We start from the raw sequence: 26,329 nt of genomic DNA on the forward strand, positions 1-26,329 counted from the left end.
GATGTTTCGACAGTGTTGACATAACTGGTTATGACCAGTAGCAATAGCACAGCATGAGCATTGGAGCAATTCATGAAGTTGACTTTGGTTGGCGGCGGCGGAGTGAGAGCGCCATTGTTTGTTGGCTCGGCGCTTCGCCGGGCAGAACAGAGCGGGCTGAAGGAAATTTGCCTGCTGGATATCAACGAGAAGAAGCTCGAACTGTTCGGGCGTATCAGTCAGGAATTGGGTCGTCGGAACCAATCCCCCGTGAAAATCTCCCTGACCACCAGTGCTGAAAAAGCGCTGGAGGGTGCAGATTATGTTGTTACGACCGTTCGCCCTGGCGACGAAGAAGGCCGGATCAAGGATGAGCGGATTGCCCTCTCACACGGCGTACTGGGACAGGAAACAACCGGGCCAGGCGGATTCGCCATGGCTCTGCGCAGCATTCCGGTAATTTTGGAATATGCGAGGCTTTTAAAGAAAGTCAGTCCGGATGCCTGGCTCTTTAATTTCACAAATCCGGCTGGTCTTGTTGCGCAAGCACTTCAGGATGAAGGCTTTCATCGCACGGTCGGCATTTGTGATGGCGCCAACGGCGCGCAGGAAGCCTTGGCGAAGTGGTTCAAGGTTCCACAAAACGATGTGCACGCAGAAGTGGCAGGCCTCAATCATCTCTCGTTTACGCGAAGCGCAACCATTAACGGGCAAGAGGTTCTGCAGGCCTTGCTGGATGACGAGCGGTTTTTAAAGGCGACGTCGCAGCGGATGTTTGATCCAAAGATTATCCGCCGGCAGCGAAACTGGATCAATGAATATCTCTACTACTATTACTACGCCGAAAAAGCCGTGGCGGCGTTGAAATCCGATGTCCGTACCCGCGGCGAGGAAGTCAAAGACCTTAACCGGACGTTGATCGAGACGCTTGGCTCAATCGACCTTGAGAAGAATGCGCTGGAGGCACTGAACCGCTATTACGCCTATGAGCGCCGTCGTAGCTCAACCTATATGCATTATGCGCTCGAAGATGCTCCAACCATGGAAGAAGCTGATAGCCTGATCGATACCGGCAGCCATGAGGGCAATTCGGAAGAAGGCGAGGGTTACGCTGGAGTTGCGCTTAATCTTGTGGATGCGCTGCAAACAGGAAAGCCTTGCTACAGCGGCCTCAACGTCCGCAATGAGGGATCAATAGACGGTCTGCGCTCCGACGATGTTGTCGAAGTAAGCTGCGTCGTTGACAAGGAGGGAATTCGCCCTTTGCATATCGGCAAGATGCCGGAACCACAATTTCAGCTTGTTCAAAGCGTCAAGCACTATGAACGTCTGGCTGTAAAGGCAATTCGCGAGCGAAGCCGCGATGTTGCCGTTGAAGCTTTGATGGCCCATCCGCTTGTGCTGTCCTATTCGCGTGCAGTTCCATTGGTCGACGAATACCTTGCCGCTCATGCGCCATATGCAGGAGTATGGAAATGACGAAAACCACACGATCAAGCTACGAAGTGATGGTCGTTGGCGAATATTATTTCGATCTTGTTTTCCGTGGCCTGCCGGATATCCCTCGAATGGGTGCGGATCTTTGGGCTCAGGAATTTGATTGGGTGCCGGGTGCAGCATTTTCAACAGCCTTGGCACTGACGCGTCTTGGGACAAATGCCGGATGGTGGTGTGCTTTCGGTAATGACATCTTCAGTCGTATGATCATGGAAGAGGCTCGAAAAGAGAGTATTGACGATGGCTTATTTATCCAACTGGACAAGCCTTGGCGGCGGCTGAGTTCGGCTTTTTCGTTTACCGATGATCGCGGATTCATCAGTTACAGCGAAGACCGTGATCCCAGCCCGACACCGGCTGATCTTGAACGAATCCGGCCAAACGTACTTCTGCTGCAGGGCTTCTCGCTTGATAATGAGCGCAAGGCACTTATCAATGCGGCTCGTAATCTCGGCATAAGAATCTGTTCGGACTGCCAGCACATAGATATGGATTTGTCGGAGCCTGGCCTGACTGACGCTTTGCGACAGATCGATGTGTTCCTGCCCAACGAAACAGAAGCCAAGGCGCTGACCGGCGAAACCGACGTCGAAATCGCGCTCGGCGTTCTTACCCGATACTGCAGCACCGTCGTGATCAAGCGTGGAGCGGAAGGTGTTATCGCCAGCGATAATGGTCGTGTCTACCGACTTCCTGCTTTGTCGGTCGATGTTTTCGACACGACTGGAGCCGGGGACTCTTTCAACGCAGGGTTTGTTCACGGTCTGCTGCACGAGCCGGACTTTATCTCGGCGCTGGAAGTGGCGGTGATTTGCGGCTCTCTAGCAGTAACCGGATATGGTGGCAGGAACCTGCCTTATCTTTCCGATCTTGGCCGATACCGGCGGCGCAGCGCCACCGGCTGATGACTCCAATCAATCAAGAAAAATAGGGAACGATCATGGGATACAAACATAAACTGCTTGCAAGCCTCGCTTTTATGACAGTTGCGGTGGCGCTGCCAGCTAAGGCAGAAACAATATCGATGTTCTGCTCGGCCACGGATTATGAGCTTTGCGAAGAAGGGGCTCAAAAATGGGCAAAATCCTCGGGTAATGAGGTCAAGATCAATCGCACACCGCAAAATCTCGATGACGCCATTCCTATCTATCAGCAATTATTCGCTTCCAAATCGTCTGATGTCGATCTGCTCTATGTGGATGTGATTTGGTTGGGCATGATGAAGGATCACTTCTCGGACCTTGTCTCGCTTGTTCCCGAGGCAGAGGTAAAGGCCCATTTTGCATCGGCGACAGATGCGGCCCGTATCGACAACAAGCTTGTCGCAATGCCCTTCTACATTGATACCGGACTGATGTTCTATCGAAAGGATCTGCTGGAAAAATATGGCAAGCAGGCACCGAAGACTTGGGATGAGCTAACAGCAACCGCCAAGGAAATTCAGGACAGTGAGCGCAAGGCTGGCAATGCCGATATGTGGGGTTACGCCTGGCAGGGCCGCAGCTATGAGGGGCTTACCTGTGACGCCGTCGAATGGATCGCTGCAGGCGGTGGCGGTACCATTCTTTCCGACAAAGGAGAGGTGACAATCAACAATCCAGCAACCGTTGCCGCACTCACTCGGGCCCGGGGCTGGATTGATACGATCTCCCCAAAGGGTGTCTTGAACTATGATGAAGAGAGCTCCCGCGCGCTTTTCGAAAGTGGCAATGCCGTCTTCCACCGCAATTGGCCTTATGTCTGGGGGACATCTCAGGCGCAGGGCGGCAAGCTGGTTGATAAGGTTGGCGTCTCAGCATTGCCAATCGGTGCAAATGGGCAAAAATCAAGCGGTGCTCTTGGTACAGCCTATCTGGCCGTGTCGAAATATTCGGCCAAGCAAGAAAAAGCTGCAGAACTATTGAGGTATATGGTCGGTCTTGAGGACCAGAAAATGCGAGCAATAAAGGGCGGATACAACCCTACGGTTGAAGCACTCTACACCGACGCTGACGTCCTCGCGAAAATACCGTTCCTGCCCATGGCGAAAGCGGCTTTCGAAGAATCCGTTGCTCGGCCATCTGCGGCGACCGGGAAGAATTATAATCGGGTTTCGCGCACCTTCTATCGCGCGGTCCATGACATAATCTCCGGAACCGGCGATGTGGCAGAGGAAGTTGTGCAGCTTGAAAAGAAGCTGAAGCGCGACGTAAAAGCCAACTGAAGCACAACCGCCTGCGGATAACGCCCGCAGGCGGCTTCTCCTTCACCAAAGCTCACGCATTGCAAGTCACAGGTTAAGGCAAGGGCAACGTAATGGCCTCCGTCACACTGAAAGAAGTCAGCAAGAGCTTTGGAGCTTTTGATGTGCTCCGGTCGATCGACCTCGACATTGAAGATGGAGAATTCGTGGTCTTCGTGGGGCCATCAGGCTGCGGCAAATCAACTTTGCTGCGTGTCATTGCCGGGTTGGTTCCTGTCTCGCAAGGGACTGTCTCTATCGATGGAGAAGAAGTTACGGACGTACCGGCGTCAAAACGCGGCGTTGCGTTCGTTTTTCAGTCCTATGCCCTCTATCCTCACATGAATGTGGCCCGTAACATCAGTTTCGCCCTGGAAACAGCGCGAATGACCAAGGTCGAGATTGGTCGGCGGTTGGCCAAGGTCGCCGATATGTTGAAAATCGACCATCTGCTCGACCGTAAGCCAAAGCAGCTTTCAGGCGGGCAGCGCCAGCGCGTTGCGATAGGACGGGCTCTGGTCAGTCAGCCGAAACTATTCCTCTTTGATGAGCCCCTTTCCAATCTTGATGCTGACTTGCGAATGGAGATGCGTTTCGAAATCGCCAAGTTGCATGCCGAAGTCAGTGCCACGATGATTTATGTTACACATGATCAGACTGAGGCCATGACGCTCGCCGATCGGATCGTCATCCTCAATCATGGGCGCATTGAACAGGTAGGAACGCCCCGTCAGCTCTATGATCATCCGGCAAACAAGTTCGTTGCAGGTTTCCTTGGTAGCCCTCGCATGAACTTTGCGTCTGTCAAAAGTGAAACGCAGGGCGTGATCACCGGCCCTGACGGCTTCGAGCTGAAACTGGATCCGTTAGATGCAAAAAAACCAGTGACACTAGGACTTCGCCCCGAATCATTGGAAATAATCTCCGCAGACGCAGGCCTTTGCATAAAGGGTGTCTTTGAACGTGTCGAAGACCTTGGTTATGAGCAGATCGCTTATATCCGCTTGAGCGATGACACGATCTGGACCGTACGCTCCGGAGGGGCAATTCCGGTATATGCTTCAGGGTCGAAGGTTGGCTTGAGATGGAACCCCGAGGATATCTATCTTTTCGATGATAAAGACCGGTGTCTCGACGTTGGCCTAGTTCTGAAGCCAGCAGTTGGAATAAGCCAATGAAAAACAGGGAAACAACCACAGCCTGGTTTTTTCTCCTGCCACTTCTGTTGGCACTTACAGCTGTTGCCGCATGGCCGCTGGCACGGAACATGTATTTCTCTTTCACCGATGCCTTTCTCGATAATCCTGCAGATTATAGCTTTGTCGGCTTTCAGAACTTTATTACCGTTTGGGAAGACTCCATTTTCTGGGGTGCCGTACGCAATACGCTTGTTTTCACTTTTGTCTCCGTGGCGTTGGAGACCCTGCTTGGTTTTGCGATCGCCTTGCTGTTGCATCGCGCCTTCGTCGGGCGCGGGCTGGTGCGGGCCGCTATATTGGTTCCATGGGCCATGCCGATGGTCGTATCCGCGAAGATTTGGGAGTGGATGTTCAATGATCAATTTGGCCTTGTCAACAAGGGCTTGATCTGGCTAGGCTTCCTTGAAAAGGGCGTCGCATGGACAGCTGATCCGTCCCTTATCCTCGGCACGGTTATCTTCATCGACGTATGGGTCACGACGCCCTTCATGGTTCTGCTTATTCTTGCTGGTTTACAGTTGATACCGGAAGAAATCTACGAGGCGGCTGAGGTTTCCGGAGTGCCTGCATGGAAGCGTCTGTGGTCGATCACCTTGCCGTTGGCGACACCCGCCATTGGAGTAGCCGTTCTTTTCCGGACACTCGATGCGCTGCGGATGTTTGATCTGAGTTATGTCCTTGCCGCCAACAATGAGAAGGCGATGACAATGTCAATCTATGCGCGGGATCAACTGATCAGCTTTCAGGACCTGGGTGTAGGTTCCGCCGCTTCAACTTGGGTGTTTCTTATAATAGGGCTGATTGCGATCGCTATGGTGAGCGTTCTCAGACTCGACCGGAATACGGGTTGACCGATGACGGAAGGTTTAAGACATTATTCCAACAGCACCTATCGAAAATTACGCATTGCCAAACGTGCCGGGCTTTATGCGGGTGTGGCGCTGGTGCTCGTTTACATGTTATTCCCTTATTATTGGGCTATTATTTCCTCTACAAAATCGCGCGAAGATCTTTATTCTTTCAGTTTGCTGCCCTCGCTGGATTTCAGTAACTACATCACCCTTTATCACAACCCGATCTTTATTGGTGCAATCGTCAACTCAGCTTTTGTCGCCTTTACCAGCAGCGTGATCTCTCTAGCCATCAGTATCCTGGCGGCATATGCATTGGGGCGGATGAGTTTTCGGTTTTCCCGTATCATTCTGATCTGCGTGCTGATGATTTCAGTTTTCCCGCAGGTTGTTGTCTTGTCCGGAATGTTCGAGGTTATCGGATGGCTCGGTCTTTACAATCGACCGACGGCACTTGTCTTCTCCTATCTCTTGTTGGTGTTGCCATTTACGACGTGGGTTCTGACAAGTTTCATTCGAGATCTGCCGCAAGAACTCGAGGAGGCTGCGCTAATTGACGGATGCTCCCGTCTGAGGATACTCACCCATGTCCTCCTACCACTTATGGGGCCGGCCATTGCCAGCACAGGCTTGCTTGCCTTTATTCTTTCGTGGAATGAGTTTCTGTTTGCCTTGACGTTCATTCTCACCGATGAGAACCGCACGGTCCCTGTCGCTATGGGTCTGCTTACCGGTAGCAGCCGTTACGAATATCCGTTCGGTCAGATAATGGCGGCTTCTGTAACGGTTACGCTTCCGCTTCTCATTCTGGTTCTGATTTTCCAACGCAAAATTGTATCGGGTCTGACCGCCGGCGCAGTGAAGGGTTAACGCGAGATCGGCAGGTCGATCCTGTTGCCGCAACATGACAGCAATGGTCTGAACGACGGTTGCAATCCACTAGTAAATAATTTCTACTTATAGGGGCGAAAATGGGAAACCATTCTACGAAACTAGTCGATAAGATTGATAGCATGAAAAATAATCAGTTAAACCAGTAAGATACGTCGAGATCTTACGAAGCTCTTGGGAAAAATCATGATCTTGAAAAGCATCGCTGCGCTTGGTCTGGGCGCTCTTATAACGCTCGCTGGAGCGACTTCTGGTTTTGCCCAAACGGTTAAGATTGGCAGCAAAAATTTCACGGAACAATTCGTCGTTGCCGAAATCTACGCGCAGGCTTTGGAAAAGGCGGGGCTCACGGTGGAGCGCAGGTTGAACCTTGGCGCTACGTTGATTGCTCATTCAGCGCTGACCAGCGGTGAAATCGATCTATATCCGGAATATACCGGCACGGCTCTGGCTTCAGTTGTTAAAGGGGATTTGTCGGGGACCGCCGATAAAATCTACAAGGAAGTCAAAGACTACTACGAGAAAAACCTGCAGCTGACACTTCTCGATCCCACGCAGATCAACAATGGCTATGCGATTATCACGCTTCCTGAAACTGCCGAGAAATACAAGCTCAAGACGCTGACTGATCTCGGTCCGGCGTCCAAAGATTTGTCATTCGGCGCAGAGGGTGGTTTCGGCGAGCGCAAGGATGGATTGCCAGGCCTGAAGCAAACTTACGGCATCCAGTTCAAGGACTTCCGCATCTTCGCCAAGCTCGGTATCCGTTACAGCGCACTTACGAGCGGTGATATCGATGTTTCCTATGGATTCAGCACCGACTGGCAGATCGCCGACAGCAAGCTTGTCGTGCTCGATGACGACAAACATCTTTTCCCTCCCTACTATCTGGTGCCGGTCGTTCGGCAGGATACTTTGGCCAAGAATCCAAAGATTGCTGAAGTGCTGAACAAGATCAGCCCGCTCCTTAACAATGAAAACATGCGCGCACTGAACGCAGCGGTAGAGCGTGACAAAAAGGAACCGAAGGAAATAGCAGCCGAATTCCTGAAGGAAAAAGGTATCTGATTGGCCTAAAAGGAAACAAAAGCTGCAGCGACCATGCGATAGGAACCAGCGGAGATGATTGCATCTCCGCTGGTTCATTGCAGAACCGGCAATACAGGAAACACCTTTGAATTGGGCTCCTAAAAACATTCCTGAAATACTGACCGCAACCTGGCAGCATCTGTTCCTGTCCGTTTCTGCGGTTCTCATCGGACTGATAATCGCGCTGGTACTCGGCGTCATCTGCGCGCGCCGGCAAAAACTTTATGCGGTCGTGCTGACGATTACCGGTATTATCTTTGTCATTCCGAGCCTTGCCCTGTTTGCCTTGCTCATACCGTGGTTGGGGCTTGGCACAAAACCGGCACTGGTCGGTCTATCATCTTATTGTTTGCTCATCCTGTTGCGCAATGTCGTGACGGGCTTACGTGGTGTTCCCGCCGACGTACTGGATGCCGCAGATGGTATGGGATACAGCGCGTGGCAGCGGTTGGTTCAGATCGAGTTGCCCCTTGCAATGCCGCTTATAATTTCCGGCATTCGTATTGCGCTTGTAACAGTGATAGGAATCGCGACTGTTGCCGCATTCATTGATGGCGGAGGTCTCGGCACTATCATTCTCACGGGAATAGATCAGGAATACACCGAGAAAATTCTCGTTGGTGGCATACTGACCGCTCTGATGGCTACGTTTTTCGATGTTGTCCTCAGCCAGGCCGAAAAACTGATGGCAAGAGGGCGGTGACAGCATGTTAAGCACTGCCTATACCTGGATAATCGAACATCAGCCTGAGTTTTATCAGGCGCTGGGTCGCCACCTCGTTATGTCGGGTGTTTCTCTTGCAATTGCGCTCGCTATTGGGCTTCCGTTGGCGATCCTGATTATCAACCGCAGTAATCTCGCCTTCAGCGTAATCAATATCGTCAACGCTCTGCGCACGGTGCCGAGCCTTGCCATTCTTGCGATCATGATGCCTTTGCTGGGTATCGGGCTTTTGCCTTCCATTGTCGCACTGACGGTACTTGCCCTTCCGCCAATTCTGCTCAATGCCTTTATCGGATTACGGGATGTCGATCCGGATGCGATCGAAGCTGCAATCGGGATGGGCATGAGCCGCGGGCAGGTTCTGCGGAAAATCCGTATTCCGCTTGCGGCGCCAGCCATGTTTGCTGGAGCACGTACTGCTGCCGTTCAGGTGCTGGCAGGAGCAACACTCGCGCCATTCATTGGCGGAGGCGGCCTTGGCGATTTTATCGCTGTTGGTATCAGCATGATGGATATGTCGCGGCTGCTCGTCGGAGCGATTCCAATCGCACTTTTGGCACTTGGTACCGAGTTCATCCTTGGCCTTGCCGAGAAAGTTTTCTTTTCAGAAAGATCGGCCGCATGATTAACATGGAACACGTCACCAAACGCTACACCGATGGCGGGCCTGCCTCGGTTGACGATCTATCAATTGCTGTGCCCGAGGGCACAACCACTGCGCTTATCGGACCATCAGGTTGCGGCAAGACGACGACAATGCGGATGATCAATCGCCTCATTGATCCGACCGAAGGCAAGATCATCGTCAACGGCGAGGATGTGACCAAGGTTGATCCCGTACAACTGCGCAGGCATATTGGATATGTGATTCAGCAGGTCGGCCTGTTTCCGCACATGACCATAGCGCAAAATATTGCGGCGGTGCCCAAATTGCTTGGCTGGGAAGACGCTAGGATCAAAAGCCGCACAGAAGAACTGCTTCATCTGGTCGGTCTCGATCCTAACGAAATGCTAAAGCGCTATCCCCGCCAACTTTCCGGCGGACAACGTCAGCGTATCGGTGTGGCGCGCGCTCTAGCTGCCGATCCTCCCGTCCTGCTGATGGACGAACCTTTCGGGGCGATTGACCCGATTGCTCGCACAAGGCTGCAAGCCGAGTTTCGCCAGATATTGCAGCGGGTGAAAAAGACGGTCGTACTTGTGACGCATGATCTTGACGAAGCGATCCGGCTTGGCGATCGCATCGCCATCATGAAAGATGGCAAGATCGTTCAATATGATACGCCAGACGCTGTGCTGTCACATCCAGCAGACGCTTTTGTCGAAAATTTCGTCGGTATAGACAGAGCGATCAAGCGGCTTAGCCTGTTTACTGTCGCAGATGCCATGAATGGCGACGCACCGTCAAACAATGCAAGGAGCGTCAGGCAAACAAGTAATCTACGCGATGCGCTGGCACTGATGGTTGCCGCCAATAGCGACGTTCTTGCAGTGATAGACGAACATGGCACGGTGACGGGTAAACTTAGCCGCGACGCCATCTTTTCAGTTTGACGGCGCAGGGAGCGCGAAGATGCATCTTGGAACCTCCATTACGCCGTTCGGCCATCATCTTGCTGCATGGCAAAAAAATGGATCGGTAAATGCGCTTCGGTTCGATCGAATTTCGGAACAGGTGAAGCGGGCGCAGGATGCAAAACTGGATTTTGTTCTTTTTGCAGACAATTTTGGCCATAGGCCAGTTAAAAACCTGTCAGCCCAAACCGTTCCGTTTGAACCCACGACACTGATTGCGGCTTTGGCGACCATGGCAGGCAAAATCGGGTTGATAGCCAGTGCAGCTATGGATCAGCATGAGCCATATAATCTGGCGCGACGATTTGCTTCACTTGATACGATCAGTCACGGTCGCACCGGGTGGAATTATATCGCAGCATCAGCTTCGGCAAAAGCTGCCGAGTACATCGACGTCGTAAGCAGATTGTGGGACAGTTGGGAAGACGACGCTTTTGTCTATGATAAGAACAAGGGGCGGTTTTTCCTGCCCCAGAAAATGCATGTGTTGAACCACGTCGGTGAAAATTTCACGGTTCGCGGCCCGCTCAACGTCAATCGATCACCGCAGGCAAAACCGGTAGTCGCTACGCTGTTACGGTCGCAGACACTAGAGCTTGCCGCGCAAAAGGCAGAAGTGATTTTCCTGGATGTAAGTAGTCCGGAAGAGTTGAAATCGACGCTCACCAACTTTCACGAAGCCCTTGATCGAACCGGACGCAAACGAAGCGACATCAAAATCCTTGTCAATATCGTCCCCTATATTGGCGAGACCGAGAATGAGGCAAACAAGCTTCGGCAGGAGCTCAGTGGTTTGATCGAGGTCAACGAACAAACTTCCGGCATCGAATTGGTCGGAACTGCACAGGCAATTGCTGACCAATTGGAAAAGTGGAGCGAACTGGTCGATGGCTTCATCAGCCTTTCCCCCTTTCTGCCCAATGGCCGCGATCCATTCATTGAAAGTGTCGTGCCCGAACTCCAGAAACGCAGCATTTTTCGTTCAGAATATGCTGGACAAACTTTGCGCGAGCATCTGAGTTTGCCAAGACCTGCCCATCCGGCAACTGCTATGACGGAGCAAGCATCATGACTGGTACGAATTCAGGGCAGATGAAACTTGGTGCCTTTCTGATGGCGGGAGGGCATCACATCGCAGCCTGGCGGCATCCGGATGCAATCGCCAATGAGGGAGTCAATATCGACCACTTCATCGAATTGGCGCGCATGGCAGAGGCTGCAAAATTTGACATGGTATTCGTAGAGGATGCAGCGGCAATACGTGAGCGAGATCCTAATCTCGCAAGTCAGGCGGCACGCTCGACAATGTTCGAACCGCTGTCGCTTTTGGCTGCATTGGCGGTCAATACATCCCATATCGGGCTGGTTGCCACCGCATCGACAACCTACAATGAGCCTTACGGTCTGGCACGCGCCTTCGCTTCGCTAGATCAATTGAGTGGCGGGCGCTCAGGCTGGAACCTAGTCACGTCTGCCAGTGAACTTGAAGCTGAAAACTTTGTTTCCAGCGGATTGAGGCCCCATGCGCAGCGCTATGAAAGGGCAGAAGAATTTGCCGGTGCTGCAGCGGCGTTGTGGGACGGTGTGGATAGTGATGCACACACCGTCAGCGACGGAGTTTATGCCGATCCAGCTAAACTTCACCCGGTGGACCATCACGGCAAACATTTCACCCTAACTGGTATTTTGGACAGCCAGCGCTCGCCGCAGGGACGCCCGGTTATGGTACAGGCTGGCGCATCGGAGGCGGGTAAGAATCTGGCAGCGCGCACAGCAGATGTGGTATTCACTGCCGCGCAAACGATCGAAGAAGCGCAGGCCTATTACGCTGATCTTAAATCCCGGATGCCGGCGTTCGGTCGAAAACCCGACGACCTCAAAATCCTTCCCGGTGTTTCTCCAATAGTCGCGAATTCGGAGAGCGAGGCGAGGGCGAAATATGAGGCCCTGCAGGACCTCATTCCAGATGAGGTCGGCGTCGCACTGCTGGCCAGCTATCTGAGCATTAAAGATTTGTCGCAATGCCCGCTCGACGGACCTTTGCCAGAAATGCCTGCGACCGACGGAATACAGAGTCGTCAGCAGTTGATTGTCGATCAGGCAAGGCGGGAGAACCTCAATATCCGGCAATCAGCCCGCAAATTCGCGGGCGCACGCGGTCATTGGCAGTTGATTGGGACGCCCATGCAGATCGCTGATAGGTTGGAGGAGCGCTTTCGTGCCAAGGCTGCCGATGGCTTTAATATCATGGGCGCATACTTCCCTGGTGCGCTGAAGGATTTTATTGATTTGGTTTTACCTGAGCTTCGCCGACGTGGTCTCTTTCGTACAGAATATGAAGGAAAGACACTACGTGAGAATCTCGGGCTCAGTATTCCGGAGCGTGCAGTGTGACCAAAAAAACAAACATGAAACCAGTCTACATCGATTATCTGAACGCGTTTGATATCGACTCACTGGCACTTACCGATGCTGAAATTCTGGGCGCCATCGAGAAATCTCTCACTGCTCAAGGCAACAATCAGACTGTTATCGAACCGCGCGTCCATCTCGAGCCGGATGCGAGTTTTAATGGTCACTTCAATGTGTTACGGGGGTATGTTGCACCTTTGAATTTAGCCGGCGTCAAGATCGTTGGCGACTTTGTTGATAATTATAAGCGGAACTATCCTTCGGAATTCGGTGTGCTTAATCTGTTCGATCCTCGCACCGGCGTTCCGCTTGCCATTATCGATGCCACGGCAATTACCGACATGCGAACAGGTGCAACTACGGCACTGGGTGCCAAGCATCTGGCGCGAAAGAACTCGAAAATTCTCGGGCACATTGGCGCACGCGGCACGGCCTACTGGAATGTGCGTCTGCTCAATCATCTCTATGATTTTGATGAGATCAGGGTCCATTCGCGCCGCCCGGAAAGCCGGGAAACTTTTGCGGAAAAGTTGTCGAACGATCTCGGGAAGAAAATCGTGGTGACCGATGACTGGCACAGCTGTGTTGAGGGCGCCGATATCATTGTCGAAGCTTCGCGTCTGCCATCTCCCGAGCCGATGCTGAAAACCGAATGGGTCAAGCCAGGAGCGTTTGTAGTGCCCTATGGCACGATGAGTGCCGTCGAACTGTCGTTGACAGATATAATGGATAAGCTGGTCGTTGATGATTGGGGTCAGTGCAAAGCCGGCAAATTCGGCTCGCTGCGGGCTCATGTTGAAGCTGGAAAACTTTCTGAAAAAACTCTGCACGCTGAACTTGGACAGATCGTTGCCGGGCATAAATCCGGCCGGGAAGACGATGGAGAAACGATTCTGTTCTGGCACCGAGGCTTGTCACTTAGCGATATCGCACTCGGCCATGCCATGTTGGAAAAGGCCAAGACGGCCAATATTGGCCAGCGATTGCGGTTTGCATGAATATCGTCTTTGGTAACGGCCCCGTCAACATTACAGATATTGCAGCTATAGCCCGCAACGATGCGTTCGTGGAAATTGCATCGGAGGTATATGAACGGCTGGAAAAAGCGCGCGCTATACTCGATATGGCAGCCGCATCCGGGCAGCAGATTTATGGATTGAACACCGGTCTCGGCGCTAATCTCAGAACACCCGTCAGCAGCGATATAACCGGATTTCAACAGCAATTGGTGCGTGGTCGCGGTATGGGAGCGGGCACGCCCTTGTCCCGCGAACTAACGCGGGCGGTTATGGCCACACGGCTTTCCATGCTGGTTGCGGGAGGTTCAGGCATTTCGCCTGCCGTATTTACAGATCTGCTCGCTCTGCTGAATAAACAGGTTCACCCCGTAATGCCCTCAATTGGATCGATTGGCGCAGGGGATCTGGTGCTGTTATCAGCACTTGCCCAGGGCATGATAGGTGAGGGAAACGCAGAGTATCAAGGGCAGGTTTACCCATCTGCGTCTGCACTTGAATTGGCCGGTCTCCTCCCGTCGCAGCTTGGTCCAAAAGATGGGCTTTCGCTCCTTAATGCTTCAGCCGTATCGGTCGGGCAGGGCGCACTTGTTGTCTTTGATGCATTGGCGCTTTTTGATTTTCAGCGTCAGGCAGCTGCCTTGAGTTTTGAAGGCTTGGGTGGCAATCCACTTATTCTCGCACCGGCGTTGCAACGTGCACGGGCTGCCTGCGGTCAAATCGAAGAAGCAGAACAACTGACGGCCTTGCTTGATGGTTCGGCATTACATACGACCAGCCCTGCCATACAGGATCCCTTAAGCCTGCGCTGCATTCCTTCAATCCATGGAGCATTGTCGACGGCGCTGGAAGGAGCAAAGCACTCAGTTGAAATCGAACTGAATGCAGCGGCAGATAATCCGCTCGTGGTCATCGATGAAGAGCGGGTGCTTTCAACCGGCAATTTTCACACACCCGCATTGGCACTGGCTTTCGAGACTTTGGGCCTTGCAATAGCACAAGTCGCCGCTGCCAGCGCTGCACGGTTTATTCAATTGACTGGCTCATCGCGCAACGGACTTCCAAAATATCTCAGCGCTGTGGGCGGAGCTTCAGCCGGTTTCGTGCCGCTGCAAAAAACTGTCGTCGCATTATTGGCCGCCATTCGCCATAAAGCCAACCCGGTCATGCTCGATTTCCTGCCGGTTTCGGAGGGTGTGGAGGATCACGCTACCCAATCGGTACTGGCCGTTTCAAAATGCGCCGACATGATTGATCTCTGGCGGCAGATTGTAGCTTGTGAATTCCTCGCCGCCGCACAAGCCGTTGACCTCAAACCCGAACAGATTTGCGGCGAAAAAACCTTGCAGATACATCGTTTCGTGCGCAACTCGTCAGCCCAGCTTGTTGAAGACCGAGCACTCAGCGATGATCTCTCCCGACTCGTCTCTTCCTTAATCCATAGCTGAACTTGACACCAACTCTGGCAGCCTTCCACTCGATCGGCCCCGACATTGGCCGAAGCCTTCACAAACGGCGGAACGAGTACGGGGCTTTGAATCTCCGGTCCGCATTCGGTTGCGGCAGGAGCTCACTAAATATTAGCTCGCTCAGGCACAGCTTGCTGCAACACAAAGGTAATATGCGGAGCTGTTTCTTTCGGGGTGTGGCGTTTCTGCCTGGCTTCTAACCGCGCTGAACCACCAGGAAGGCAGCTACGATCAACAGCACGAAAAGGCCAACAGCGGAGGCAGCTATTCCCAAAAGAACGAGCCATGTCTGCAGATTGCGCAGGCTTGGCCGCCTGCCATCTGCCGCCTTTGTACCAAGAAAAGTCAGAGCTCCGACGACAACCGGCATGCCAGCGCCAACAACCATTGCCGTTGTTCCTTCCGGAGCTGTTGTTCGCCAAATCATTCCGAATAGGTATATTCCGGCAATGGTTCCAGCGATGAGAGAGCTGAAAATGAGAAGTACGCGCATGATGTACCTTCTTTGACGCAAGAATCGTAGGCAATTATCTACCGGTTAACTCACTGTGTGGAGGCAAGGTCAATGATCTCCACGCAATTCGTTTAAGCCGAAACAGGAAAGGTATGAAGGGTTGCTCGCGATATCGACTACGGATGTCAGAATGAATGCCAAGGCGCGAATGATGCAGTTCAGCTGATCGTTACAGCTTTGCCTTGCTGGGCCCTGCACGATCTAACCAGCACTTGAATTCGGTTCCGGGCAAATGGGCAACCATCGCCGTCGTAAAAAAGTCCGCTTGGTGGCGGGAGCCCTGGCTTCTCCTGGTGCTGTTCAATCGAATGATGGACGCGACATCACACAAGCAAGCGGCTATGGTAAACGTTTGCACATGCCAATTGATATCTGGAGGCCATTTGGAACGTCGACTGAGCGCTATATTCGCCGCTGACGTTGTCGGCTACAGCCGTTTGATGGGCGTTGACGAGGCGGGAACGCTCGACAGTTTCAAGCGTCATCGCCGCGAACTTATCGATCCGTTGATCAGCGACCATTCCGGCAGGATCTTCAAGCTGACCGGTGACGGAATGCTGGTGGAATTTTCCAGTGTGGTCAACGCTGTTGCGTGTGCAGCTGATATCCAAAGGGGCATGGCGGAACGCAACCGCGATGTAGACGAGAACAGCCGGATTGAACTGCGCATTGGGATTAATATCGGCGATATAATTGTTGAGGATGGCGATATATTTGGCGACGGCGTCAATATCGCCGCGCGTCTTGAAAGCATTGCGCAACCGGGCGGCATTGCCGTGGCCGCATCCGTTCGCGATCAGATTGGCTCCCGGCTTAATTTGGGTTTCATGGACCGGGGTGAGCAATCCCTTAAAAATATCAAGCAAAACATCAGAGTCTACACGGTTGGTTTTGGCGAGGCGAGCACAAGAGGTTCCGATTTACCCGCAACGCTTGACGTGCCTGATCATTCTCAGAAATTCATAGCCGTCTTGCCATTCACCAATATGAGCTGCGATCCAGAACAGGAGTATTTTTCCGACGGGATTACCGAAGACATAATTACCGATCTGTCAAAGGTTTCGAGCCTTCATGTCGTGGCGCGCAATACCGTGTTCACCTACAAAGGCAAATCCATAAAAGTCAAACAGGTCGCACAGGAACTTGGTGTGCGCTATGTTTTGGAAGGCAGTGTTCGCAAAGTTGAAGGACGCGTCCGCATAACAGGGCAGCTTATTGATGCCATGTATGGCGGTCATGTCTGGGCGGAACGATATGATCGGGAGCTCACAGATATTTTTGCGATACAGGATGAAATAACCTACGCAATTGTCAGTCAATTGAAAATCAAACTGTTGCCGGACGAGCGCAAGGCGATCGAGACCGAGCCAACAGGGAATGTAAAAGCGTACACTTATTATCTGCGTGGGCGGCAATTCTCTCATGCCTGGACGAAATCCTATCTTCACCTGGCACGGCGCATGTTCTGCAAGGCAGTGGAACTGGACCCCGATTACGCCCGTGCCTATGCTGGTATTGCAGATTGCGAGGCAGCCTTGCGGGACTGGCAGCCGGAAGATTTTCCGTTGGAACGAATTTCGGCAATGGCGGCCAAGGCCCTTGAGCTGGACCCAAATTTGGCCGAAGCATATGCTTCCCGTGGATTGGCGCTGCATCAGGCTGGTCGAGATGAGGAAGCAGCTGCCTCTTTTCATCACGCGCTGGCGATTGATCAGGGTCTGCACGAGGCAAATTTTCACTATGCTCGCTTCCATTACATGCGAGGAAATTTCGAGGCAGCAGTACAGTTCTTTAAACGGGCAGCCGAGCTCAAACCTGATGATTATCTGTCGCCCGTTCACTTGATGAGCGCTTACGCATCGCTTGGCAACTCAACAGAGATCGAAAGTTGGGCTCGCGTGGGGTTATGGCGGGCCGAACAGGCATTGAAACAAAACCCGGAGAATTCCGGACCAGCCCACCGAGGAGCTCTTGCCTGGGCCCATCTTGGCGATGATCAACGTGCCCGTGAATGGGCCGACCGGGCGTTGGCGATTGATCCCGATGATGTTGTAGCACAATACAACGTTGCGTGCGTATACTCGTTGATCGGCGACGCTGAGCAAGCCATCCAGCTTCTGCAGTGTGTTTTGCCTAGAAGCTCCTACTACCAAACAATGTGGTTCAAGAACGATTCCGATTTAAACGCCATAAGATACGATAGCCGGTTTACGGACATGTTCAGGCTTATCGAAGAAAAACACGACGAGGTTATCAAGGCCAGGGCAAATGGTGACTGACGGATGGAACAAACGGACCTGGACGCAGATTCGACTGAATACCTTTCGTCCAGACGTTTATCAAGGGCGTTTGTTCCGCTAACGACATTCAGGTCGCCAAATACGCTCCTCGGTCGCCAGGGTAGGTTCGACCGAACGGAACTACCTGTGACCTAAGTTTCGTGCGCAGACATGGGAATGCGTACTCATTGCCGAGGGTTAGAGAGGATTGTCTTTCAAATTCAGCGATATGGTCGCCAGCGGCCCGAGAGCGACCATTGGTTGCGCGTCATCCGCTTTAATATTGAAGGCTTCTACGTCGACGTTTTTCGTTTCCGAAGTCACATTCACAAGCCGCAGATATGATCCCTTTGCACCTTCTACGATAAAAGCGACGACGTGGGTAGGATCTGACGAGATGCATTCCTGCCATTTGCTTTGCGCAACGCCGGCCAGCCATTTGATTGTGTTGTACAGTGGTCTTTTACCACCCTCGATAACCGGCTCTCCCTGTCCGGCGATAAGCCCGAAGGAACCGGTCAATGCTGAAAGAGTGAGGCATTCAAGCTCGGCGTCGAGAACCTGAATCGCGTAGGCCATTGCAAACGCTTCAGCGAATACGCTGTTATGTCGCGGGTCGGTTTTTGCCATTGTAATGCGTGCGCCCGCGGGGTTTTCCATCGTGCGGCTGCCATACGGATTTTGGCGCATTGCTATGGTCGATGGTCCGATGCGATAGGCTTTATCGCCGTAAATCGCGCGTGTTGACCGGGTAATGAAGGGCAAGGCTTCCAGGGTTTGCATGACGCTCAGATCATCGCTCGCATGCACAATGGGATTTGTACAATGAGTTATGAAATCGAGCGCACGGGCCGGTACACGCTTGCGGTTAAGTTCCGTGAAATAGCTGAGCATGCCGCCTCCAAGCCGCGCGTGCGGAAAGACAGCGCGCGCAGCGTCATAGACTTCCTCAAGGGGTGGGCATTGCGGCCAGATACTGCCGGGCGGTGTTGATTGTCTGTCAACGGCAGGGGATACGACAATGGCCCGGGGATGGAAACCGGAAGCACTCATTTGTGCTGCGATTAGGGTAAGTTCCGTTGCCGCCGTTTGTTGGCATGGAAGCACAATTTCCAGGGTGGAACTGCCGCGATGGATTCCGGCGATTGCGGAAAAATCCTCAAAAGCTTCTTTTCCGTGCCCGGCCAATGGATCAAAATGGAACAGCAATTCCTGTGGAGCAACATCGGCAAGATGCTGGCGTGCAGCGAGCGTTGCCTTGGCTTCTTCCGGAGTTACGACAAGGCCAATGTGCGGTATTGTCCCGGACTTGACGCCATGGGTTACGACGACTGCCGGATTGGGTCGGGAAGAAAACGGCGCCGACTTGGGCGCAATGCGCGTATCAGTTATGGTCAGCGCGATCCGCTGCTTGACCGGTTTTGCTACAGGAATCTCGTAAGGCCAAGGCAGAGCCAGCGGACGGACATAGGTCTTGTAGGAGGCGTCTGACCAATTTCGCTGGTCTTCCATCTCGAACGTGTCGCCTTCCATGCGACATTCAGCCTTGACCCCGGTCATAACATTATGCGTTATCGCCCGCATATTCTTGAAAGGCTGCCAGGGTTCAATCAAAAATGGTAACTGCGTCTGTTCTACCACGCCGTCGACGTGTTCGACAGTGACAGTGGTGCCTGCAAGGCCGATGATCGGATGAAGAACGCAAAATCCACAGCGGTTGGTTTCAAATCCCGTTTGCGAGAGCGCTTCGGTTTCGAATGTAAGAATGCCAGAGGCCTCTGCTGAAATTGCAACTAGAACCGTCAATTCTGTATCTGCATCGCCCATGTATCTGGCCATAAATGCAATGAGAAACCGGTCATCGTCCTGACTGATACTAAGATCCTCGATGCGGGGAACATATGTGCCCCAATCTCGGTCCCGGACCAGATAGGCAACAGAACGCAATACCTCTACGCCGTCATAGGAAACCGTCCTCAAGCCGCCATCGGTGAATTCCGCCGATAGTCTCCCCGCTGTCAGAAGGATCGGCCGCGCTTGGCGCTGATGAGTGCCAAAAAGCCTGAAATGATCCAGATCAGCGGTCATTTCAATAGCGCTCTTATGTCGATTGTCTGACCGCATTCGGCGCTTTGATAGGCAGCCTCCACCAATGCAAACGTCTTCAGATTATCCGCACCGGAGGTGGAGGGCTCCGTGCCGACCAGAAGATGATCTGTCCAATGCTGCTGGATCGCAAGCACACTTTCCTGGATATTGTGCCAGGGGTGTGATGCCCAGGACAGGAGCCTCGGCGACACATCGAGAACCTCGCTTCCAAGCGGACCATTGATCTGAAGCCGGTAGCCTTGAGCCAGGCGTAACGAACCCTCTGTCGCATCAAGTTCAATCAGAGTTTCGGGGAATGGATCTGTTGGGAGCTTGGTGGCGTAGCTTACATCGACGACGGAGGTCACGCCATTTTCGTGATCGAGTAGTATGGTTGCTACATCCTCTCCCTGGATGGCTCCATTGACGCGCTTTGTGCGCGCAGACAGGCGTCTCACGTCGCCAAGGATATAGCGGGCGATGTCAAGCGTATGGATGCCGAGATCCTCAATGATAAAGCGCCTTCCCTCAGCCAGATAAGGCTGACCGGAAAACACGTCATAACCGGAGCGAAACGAGAATCTGCCCCAGAAAGGCTTACCGATTGTCCCCGTGTCCAAAATCTTTCGCACGGCTTGGATTGGCGTTTGCCAGCGAAAATTCTCATGGATCATGAGCGGTATGTGAGCGTCCTGACAGATGGAAACCATGGCTTTGGCATCAGCCAGTGTCGGCGCGAAAGGTTTCTGGCAAATGACTGGAATCGTGTGTTTGGCCGCCATTTCAACCAGCGTACGATGACTTGCTACCGTCGTCGCAATATCGACGAAGTCGAAACCGCCATCCTTGAATAAATCTGAGGCATCGCCATAACGGCGCTCGATCCCAAACTGATCGCCGACGCTTTTCAAGCGCTCCGCATCGCGATCGCATATGGCGGTGATTGTCGCGCCCGCAACATCTCTCCACGCATGCATCTGGTTGACGGCAAAAAAACCGCAACCGATGAGAGCTCCACGCAGATTCGACATTGGCTCAACCTTTCTTGGCTAACTGCATCAGGGCGACTTGTTGCTGCAAGCGGCGTTGTGCCTGATCTATCACCACTGCGACGATGATGACGATACCTTTGATGACCATTTGCCAGAAGGAAGAGACGCCCATCATCACCAGGCCGTCGGACAAAATGCCGATGACAAAGGCACCGATAATGGTACCGCCGATTGTGCCGCGCCCCCCGGACATGGAGGTGCCGCCCAATACGGCTGCAGCGATTGCGTTGAGTTCGAAGGAATTACCGGTCGCCGGGTGCGAGGCCATCAACTCGGAGGAAATAACGATGCCAACGATCGCTGCGCAAAAGCCGGAGAACATGTAGACGAACATTTTGACGCGATTGACACGGATGCCGGACATGCGGGCAGCACGCTCATTGCCACCAACGGCAAATATTTGGCGACCGATGGGCGTGTATCTTGCCAGATAGGCGGCGCCAAGTGCCACAACAATGAGTATCCAGATGGAAACCGGAAGACCAAAAACACGGCCGGACCCGAGGAAACTGAATCCCGTGGTTGCCAGTTCAGGTTTGCCAACGAGATTCGGAAAGGTTTGACCATCGGAGGAAAGCAGGGCGAAACCGCGGGCGACATAGAGCGTGCCGAGTGTGGCGATGAAGGGGGCTACATTCAGCTTGGTTATCAAAAGTCCGTTGACCGCACCGATGACGATGCCAACAGCGAGTGTGATCAGGCAAACTTCAACGACGTTGAAATATATCGTATAGCCGAACTGCAGATCGATGCCATGCAAGATGAGGCCACCTGCGACCATGCCGCAAAGGCCAACAATCGAGCCCACGGAAAGGTCAATGCCGCCGGTGATGATAACGAAGGTCATGCCCATGGCGAGAAATGCATTAAGCGCGACATGCTTTGACATCAGAATGATATTTGCCGCCGACAAAAAGTTGGGTGCGAAGATCGAGAAGAAGACGATGACGGCAAAAAGTGCGATGAACGTTCGCAGTTTCATCAGTGTCAGCAGAATGGAGCCGCTGTATACTCCGGATGTTTTTTCGCTCGCAGTTGCCGTAGCCATCACGCAATTTCCCCAATAACATTATGCCCGGCGGATTTGTGTCCTTCAGACGCGGCCTTGATAATGAGTTCTTCGCTCGCGTCAGCCCGGTCAAGGATAGCCGTGATCCTGCCGTTGCTCATCACCGCGATACGGTCGGACAATGCCATAACCTCTTCCAGATCGGAGGTCGAAAACAGAATGGCGAGACCTTCGCCAGCCAACCGTCTCATGGTACGAAACACGTCTGCCTTTGCACCCACGTCAATCCCGCGGCTCGGCTCGTCCATGAGGAGCACTTTCGGATTGGTCATCAGTGCCTTGCCGATGACGACTTTTTGCTGATTGCCGCCGGACATGGAGGTAACATCGAAATCCGGATTGGGTGCCTTGATAGAAAGGTTCTGGATCGAGTCTTTGATGGCAGATTTTTCCCGTTCGTCGACGATGTGGAAGCCAAATTTGACAAATTTCTCCAGGCTGGCGAGGGTCAGGTTCGAGGCGATGGAAAGCACTTGTACAAGTCCCTCGCGCTGCCGGTCTTCAGGGATGAGTGCGAGGCCCTTGCGGATCCGGGTGGACGTGTCGCGGGCAACGACCTCCTCGCCTGCCACAAAAACCCTCCCGGTCGAGTGCGCGTGCTGGCCGATGACGCACTCGAAGAACTCGCTGCGACCGGCGCCCATGAGCCCGTAAATGCCAAGCACTTCTCCAGCGCGAACCGAGACGGAGAGGTGATCGACAGAGAGGCCTCCGGTTTTGCGTGGCAAGCAGATATCCTCGGCGCGGAAGGCTTCCGGACCGAGCTTGTGGTCAACCGACTTGGCGAAATCCTTGGCGTCAGAGCCGATCATCGAGCGGACGATCCACCTTGTGTCGATGTCCTTGACGATGGCCTGACCGGTGATCCGGCCATCGCGCAGCACCGTGATATAGTCACCGATGCGCATCAGTTCTTCGAGACGGTGCGATATATAAACAATCGCGACACCTTGCGCCTTCAGTTCGCCGATCACCTTAAAGAGAATATCGACTTCGGCGGCCGACAAGGCTGAAGTTGGTTCATCGAGGATCAATATACGGGTATCAAGCGAGATTGCCTTGGCGATTTCAACGAGCTGCTGCTGGCCGATCGGTAAGTCTTCCACCATGGTCTCGGCATTGATGCCAGCATCAAGTTTATCCAGAAAATGGTTGGCTTTTTCCACCTGCGCCTTGTGATCGATGCCACGCATGCCACGGGTAATCTCCCGGGTCAGGAAGATGTTCTCGGCCACGGAAAGATTGCCGAAGAGATTGAGCTCTTGAAACACCATTCCGATGCCATGCTTCTGCGCATCGGCTGGCGAATTGAATTCGACTTCTGTGCCGTCCAGGAGAATGCGGCCGAGGGTTGGCCTCTCGACGCCTGCAATCATGCGCATCAGCGTTGACTTGCCGGCGCCGTTTTCGCCGACGAGCACGTTGACCGCGCCGCGATACAATTCAAGGCTGGCGCGCTTGACTGCAACGATACCCGAATAGACCTTCGTGACATCGTCGAGCTTGAGGATTGTGTGGAGTTTGTCGGTGACCGTCATCTCAGCCGCCGATCGCGATGGTGGCTGGCGTAAATAATGCCGGCTGGCCGGTTGACGGTAAGGGATAGGCGCCGAGCGCTTCGATCTTCTTGCCTTCCAGTCCTTCGCGCGGCAGCTTTTCAAGCGTTAATTTATTAACGTGCGTGTTAAATGCTTTGCCAAATTCTGCCCATTGGATCTGGTTCTTGAACTCATTGAAATTGACAAAATCGAGGCTGTCACGCAGTGCTGTCCCTTTGATGACCGGACCGATTTGAATGCGGACATCCGCCTTGCCGTCACTATTAACATCAGTGTCGAGATAGGCAGCGCGGGATTTCGTTTCAGCTTTAATGATAAAACCGGAAACCTTGGCGGCAAAAGTCCAGGGTGCGCTTCCCTCCTTTTCCTTGTGCCCATAGGCAGCGGCGGCAGCATTCAGATCAGTTGCGGAAAGAGCAGACACCTCTTGGAATGTGCCGGCGCGCTTTTCAAGAAACGAGATGACTTTCGTGTCCCAAATCCCGGCAACCTGTTGATCCGGGTTAAACCCGCCGTTTGCCGCCGCCGTGGCCTCTTCAGCCGTCGGCGTCTTGATAATTTTGCAGCCGGTCAAAATCAGCGCAATGGCGAGGCAGGCCGCGGCAGCTTTGCGAGGGTTCGGCATGAATACTGCTCCCTTCCAAAGGAATAATCGTGCGGTGCGGAAATCATCCACACCGCACTTTTTCTCTGGAGTATCAATCTTTCAGGGCGAAGGTTTCGAGCGCTGCGGCATTGTCGGCATTGATCAGCACACAATCCATTAACTGCTTTTCTTCCGCCGGTCCCTTGCCCGTCTTGATGAAGACATCAGCCTGTTCAACAGCCATCTGTGCCTGAGCAAAGGCAGGCTGCAGGACCGTCGCTTTTATACCGCCGGATTTAATGGAATCGCGAACATCATTGGACCCGTCGAACCCGACAACGATAACGTCCTTTCGTCCAGCCGCTTGCAGTGCTGCAATCGCTCCCATTGCCATGGTATCGTTGCCGGAAATCACCCCTTTAATGTCAGGATTGGCTTGCAGGATGGTCTCCATCTTGGAGTAGCCTTCCGTTTGGCTCCAATTTGCCGACTGTTGTGCAACCATCTTCATTTCGGGGTATTCATCGATGACGTCATGGTAACCTTTCGAACGAATTCCCGCATTCAGATCAGCTTCACGGCCAAGCAACTCGACATAGTTGCCTTTTTCGCCCATCAACTTGACGAACTCCTCAGCTCCAAGTTGCGCACCCTGATAATTGTTGGAAACGATCTGGGAAACGGCAATACCGGTGGCATTGATCTCACGGTCGATCAGAAATGATGGTATTCCCGCGTCCTTGGCCTTCTTGACAGCAGCAATGGACGCCTCTGAGCCGGCATTATCGAGAATGATCGCCTTGGCGCCACGACCAATGGCAGTATCGATAAGCTGCGATTGTTTGTTCGCGTCATCATCGTGAACAAGGATCAAGGTCTCGTAACCAAGTGACTTGGCTTTTGCCTCGGCGCCCACTGCTTCCGCCTTAAAGAATGGGTTGTCGTGTGACGGTGTGATAATTGCGATAAGGTCTGCCGCATAGGCCGGCATTGCTGTGCCAATTGCCAGTATCGCAGCTGTGGCAAGCAATAGTCTGCGTGTGAATTTCATGTCGTTCCTCCCAGATAAAATGAACGGCTCCGTTCCCGGCGAAGCCGATAGTGATTGTGGGATTTAAGGCCCCATGCCGGTCAGGTGATGCGCCGGATGCTTTCAGCGATTTCGGAAGGCTCAAACACCTTTCTCCAATCGTCGCGCATAAGCGCTGGAATACCAAATTCGATGGCTTTGTTACACGCGTCAGAGAACACCCCCTGAACTTCACCGAAGATCACCGCGCCGAGGACGTTCATGTGGCCGAGCAGAAAGTCGCGTGCGGCCTGTTCTGGCACCCCTCGCGTCACGCATTCATCCATCGCCTGCTTCATGACCATGAGCAGAGAAGCCGCTACCGTTTCCGATAAGCCCGGCTCGAGAATGGCGAGCTGTTCAACGGTGACACGATGAGACCGCATGACCGGCGCCCAGATCACTTTGGCAATTTCCTCACCCAGAGTATAAGCCGTTTCGGGACCCTGCATCAGCGCGGAGACGATATGCTGCTTGGCATAGAGACCTCCAAAGTGATCCTTCTTCGCCTGCATATCGGTTTCGTCGTTGAAAATCGGTGGATGGCACGGGTGGGTGACGAAATACGTCAGGTCGGGTCGAACGGGTAGGTGTCCCGCAAAGGGCGCTGCTGCGTCGAGCGCAATGACCATGGTTCCCGCAACCAGCCTATCAACAATACTGGCGGCGACCTTGCCAATGACTGTATCTGGAACCGCAAGAATGACAACATCAACACCCGCAAGTGCCGTGTTAATATCTACACATGACAGGCCAAGCTCTTCTTCAAGGCGAGACTTGCCGGCATCACTTACTTCTACATGGCGCACCTCAAAGCGTGAGCCCATCAGATTTTTGGCCAAGCGGTAGCCCATTTTCCCACCGGCACCGAGTAGAGCGATTGCAGTCATGTTTCCTCACCTCATGAATATATGTTTTGGTACATTAACTGGTATGATGAGTCAATGATCGCTCCATCATATTCGACGCTTATTTCGCGCGATCCAACCTATCGATTGCCTCGACATTACCTGCTGAAGCGCCTTGGGGATCGAATTCGGATTCCAGCCATTTATCCACGATAGCCTTGGCAAGTTCCGGGCCGATAACCCTCGCGCCCATGGTGATGATCTGCGCATTGTTGGATTTGGCAGCGCGCTCGGCGGAATAGGTATCATGGGTCAGCGCGGCGCGAATGCCCGGCACCTTGT

The 26,329-nt window shown here is 53.1% G+C and carries 24 protein-coding genes; 15 read left to right on the forward strand and 9 right to left on the reverse strand.

Annotation, left to right across the window (positions count from 1 at the left end; translation table 11 throughout):
• Positions 1 to 72: 72 nt before the first annotated feature.
• The 14 genes from ACTJI9_RS21365 to ACTJI9_RS21430 all read left to right on the forward strand — a co-directional run bounded on the left by ACTJI9_RS21365 (position 73) and on the right by ACTJI9_RS21430 (position 14,902).
• Positions 73 to 1,458, forward strand: a complete 1,386-nt coding sequence (locus tag ACTJI9_RS21365; protein WP_440810806.1) for a family 4 glycosyl hydrolase — start codon at positions 73 to 75, stop codon at positions 1,456 to 1,458.
• Positions 1,455 to 2,381 (forward strand): carbohydrate kinase family protein, encoded by a 927-nt coding sequence (locus ACTJI9_RS21370; protein ID WP_337353288.1) that lies wholly within the window; start codon positions 1,455 to 1,457, stop codon positions 2,379 to 2,381. The genes ACTJI9_RS21365 and ACTJI9_RS21370 overlap by 4 nt, the downstream gene beginning before the upstream one ends.
• Positions 2,382 to 2,416: 35 nt before the next feature.
• Positions 2,417 to 3,679, forward strand: a complete 1,263-nt coding sequence (locus ACTJI9_RS21375; protein ID WP_337353289.1) for an ABC transporter substrate-binding protein — start codon at positions 2,417 to 2,419, stop codon at positions 3,677 to 3,679.
• Positions 3,680 to 3,771: 92 nt separating this feature from the next.
• Positions 3,772 to 4,875: an ABC transporter ATP-binding protein gene (locus ACTJI9_RS21380; protein WP_440810809.1), complete on the forward strand. Its 1,104-nt coding sequence runs from the start codon at positions 3,772 to 3,774 to the stop codon at positions 4,873 to 4,875.
• The gene (locus ACTJI9_RS21385) at positions 4,872 to 5,747 is read left to right on the forward strand and encodes a carbohydrate ABC transporter permease (RefSeq protein WP_440810811.1); all 876 of its coding nucleotides are present in this window, start codon (positions 4,872 to 4,874) and stop codon (positions 5,745 to 5,747) included. Before ACTJI9_RS21380 ends, ACTJI9_RS21385 begins: the two co-directional genes overlap by 4 nt.
• Positions 5,748 to 5,750: 3 nt before the next feature.
• Entirely contained in the window at positions 5,751 to 6,617 is an 867-nt protein-coding gene (locus ACTJI9_RS21390) for a carbohydrate ABC transporter permease (protein ID WP_336441788.1), read from the forward strand.
• A gap of 207 nt (positions 6,618 to 6,824) precedes the next feature.
• The gene (locus ACTJI9_RS21395) at positions 6,825 to 7,706 is read left to right on the forward strand and encodes a glycine betaine ABC transporter substrate-binding protein (protein WP_440810813.1); all 882 of its coding nucleotides are present in this window, start codon (positions 6,825 to 6,827) and stop codon (positions 7,704 to 7,706) included.
• 106 nt (positions 7,707 to 7,812) lie between these two features.
• The gene (locus tag ACTJI9_RS21400; protein ID WP_115055778.1) at positions 7,813 to 8,430 is read left to right on the forward strand and encodes an ABC transporter permease subunit; all 618 of its coding nucleotides are present in this window, start codon (positions 7,813 to 7,815) and stop codon (positions 8,428 to 8,430) included.
• A 4-nt stretch (positions 8,431 to 8,434) separates the two neighbouring features.
• A complete protein-coding gene (locus tag ACTJI9_RS21405) occupies positions 8,435 to 9,076 on the forward strand; it encodes an ABC transporter permease (RefSeq protein ID WP_440810816.1) in 642 nt (213 codons plus the stop codon).
• Positions 9,073 to 10,005 (forward strand): ABC transporter ATP-binding protein, encoded by a 933-nt coding sequence (locus ACTJI9_RS21410; protein ID WP_115055621.1) that lies wholly within the window; start codon positions 9,073 to 9,075, stop codon positions 10,003 to 10,005. Before ACTJI9_RS21405 ends, ACTJI9_RS21410 begins: the two co-directional genes overlap by 4 nt.
• Positions 10,006 to 10,024: 19 nt before the next feature.
• Positions 10,025 to 11,098 (forward strand): LLM class flavin-dependent oxidoreductase, encoded by a 1,074-nt coding sequence (locus ACTJI9_RS21415; protein ID WP_440810819.1) that lies wholly within the window; start codon positions 10,025 to 10,027, stop codon positions 11,096 to 11,098.
• Entirely contained in the window at positions 11,095 to 12,420 is a 1,326-nt protein-coding gene (locus ACTJI9_RS21420) for an LLM class flavin-dependent oxidoreductase (protein ID WP_440810821.1), read from the forward strand. The genes ACTJI9_RS21415 and ACTJI9_RS21420 overlap by 4 nt, the downstream gene beginning before the upstream one ends.
• Positions 12,421 to 12,434: 14 nt before the next feature.
• Positions 12,435 to 13,436, forward strand: coding sequence for an ornithine cyclodeaminase family protein (locus tag ACTJI9_RS21425; RefSeq protein WP_440810843.1), 1,002 nt, complete (start codon positions 12,435 to 12,437; stop codon positions 13,434 to 13,436).
• The gene (locus tag ACTJI9_RS21430; protein WP_440810824.1) at positions 13,433 to 14,902 is read left to right on the forward strand and encodes an HAL/PAL/TAL family ammonia-lyase; all 1,470 of its coding nucleotides are present in this window, start codon (positions 13,433 to 13,435) and stop codon (positions 14,900 to 14,902) included. Before ACTJI9_RS21425 ends, ACTJI9_RS21430 begins: the two co-directional genes overlap by 4 nt.
• Before the next feature lie 217 nt (positions 14,903 to 15,119).
• Here ACTJI9_RS21430 and ACTJI9_RS21435 read toward each other — a convergent pair whose 3' ends face one another.
• Positions 15,120 to 15,416: a hypothetical protein gene (locus tag ACTJI9_RS21435; protein ID WP_336441794.1), complete on the reverse strand. Its 297-nt coding sequence runs from the start codon at positions 15,414 to 15,416 to the stop codon at positions 15,120 to 15,122.
• 404 nt (positions 15,417 to 15,820) lie between these two features.
• Here ACTJI9_RS21435 and ACTJI9_RS21440 point away from each other — a divergent pair, with 404 nt between their 5' ends.
• Positions 15,821 to 17,716 (forward strand): tetratricopeptide repeat protein, encoded by a 1,896-nt coding sequence (locus ACTJI9_RS21440; RefSeq protein WP_337353295.1) that lies wholly within the window; start codon positions 15,821 to 15,823, stop codon positions 17,714 to 17,716.
• 198 nt (positions 17,717 to 17,914) lie between these two features.
• Here ACTJI9_RS21440 and apnL read toward each other — a convergent pair whose 3' ends face one another.
• From apnL to ACTJI9_RS21480, 8 genes are all read right to left on the reverse strand, one after another.
• A complete protein-coding gene (gene apnL / locus ACTJI9_RS21445; protein ID WP_440810826.1) occupies positions 17,915 to 19,804 on the reverse strand; it encodes a D-apionate lactonase in 1,890 nt (629 codons plus the stop codon).
• Positions 19,801 to 20,835, reverse strand: a complete 1,035-nt coding sequence (locus ACTJI9_RS21450) for a Gfo/Idh/MocA family protein (protein ID WP_440810829.1) — start codon at positions 20,833 to 20,835, stop codon at positions 19,801 to 19,803. Before ACTJI9_RS21450 ends, apnL begins: the two co-directional genes overlap by 4 nt.
• A gap of 4 nt (positions 20,836 to 20,839) precedes the next feature.
• Entirely contained in the window at positions 20,840 to 21,904 is a 1,065-nt protein-coding gene (locus ACTJI9_RS21455) for an ABC transporter permease (protein ID WP_440810831.1), read from the reverse strand.
• Positions 21,904 to 23,463, reverse strand: a complete 1,560-nt coding sequence (locus ACTJI9_RS21460; RefSeq protein WP_440810834.1) for a sugar ABC transporter ATP-binding protein — start codon at positions 23,461 to 23,463, stop codon at positions 21,904 to 21,906. The genes ACTJI9_RS21455 and ACTJI9_RS21460 overlap by 1 nt, the downstream gene beginning before the upstream one ends.
• 1 nt (position 23,464) lies before the next feature.
• Positions 23,465 to 24,109 (reverse strand): DUF2291 family protein, encoded by a 645-nt coding sequence (locus ACTJI9_RS21465; protein WP_440810837.1) that lies wholly within the window; start codon positions 24,107 to 24,109, stop codon positions 23,465 to 23,467.
• Positions 24,110 to 24,182: 73 nt separating this feature from the next.
• Positions 24,183 to 25,121: a D-ribose ABC transporter substrate-binding protein gene (locus ACTJI9_RS21470; RefSeq protein WP_115055601.1), complete on the reverse strand. Its 939-nt coding sequence runs from the start codon at positions 25,119 to 25,121 to the stop codon at positions 24,183 to 24,185.
• Between the two features lie 80 nt (positions 25,122 to 25,201).
• Positions 25,202 to 26,029, reverse strand: coding sequence for a phosphogluconate dehydrogenase C-terminal domain-containing protein (locus tag ACTJI9_RS21475; protein WP_307276802.1), 828 nt, complete (start codon positions 26,027 to 26,029; stop codon positions 25,202 to 25,204).
• 79 nt (positions 26,030 to 26,108) lie between these two features.
• Positions 26,109 to 26,329 (reverse strand): RpiB/LacA/LacB family sugar-phosphate isomerase (locus tag ACTJI9_RS21480; RefSeq protein WP_440810839.1); only part of this gene is annotated, 221 nt, incomplete at its 5' end.

Origin of the sequence: Phyllobacterium sp. 22552, from assembly GCF_052044585.1 — a bacterium.
Classification (GTDB): domain Bacteria; phylum Pseudomonadota; class Alphaproteobacteria; order Rhizobiales; family Rhizobiaceae; genus Phyllobacterium; species Phyllobacterium ifriqiyense.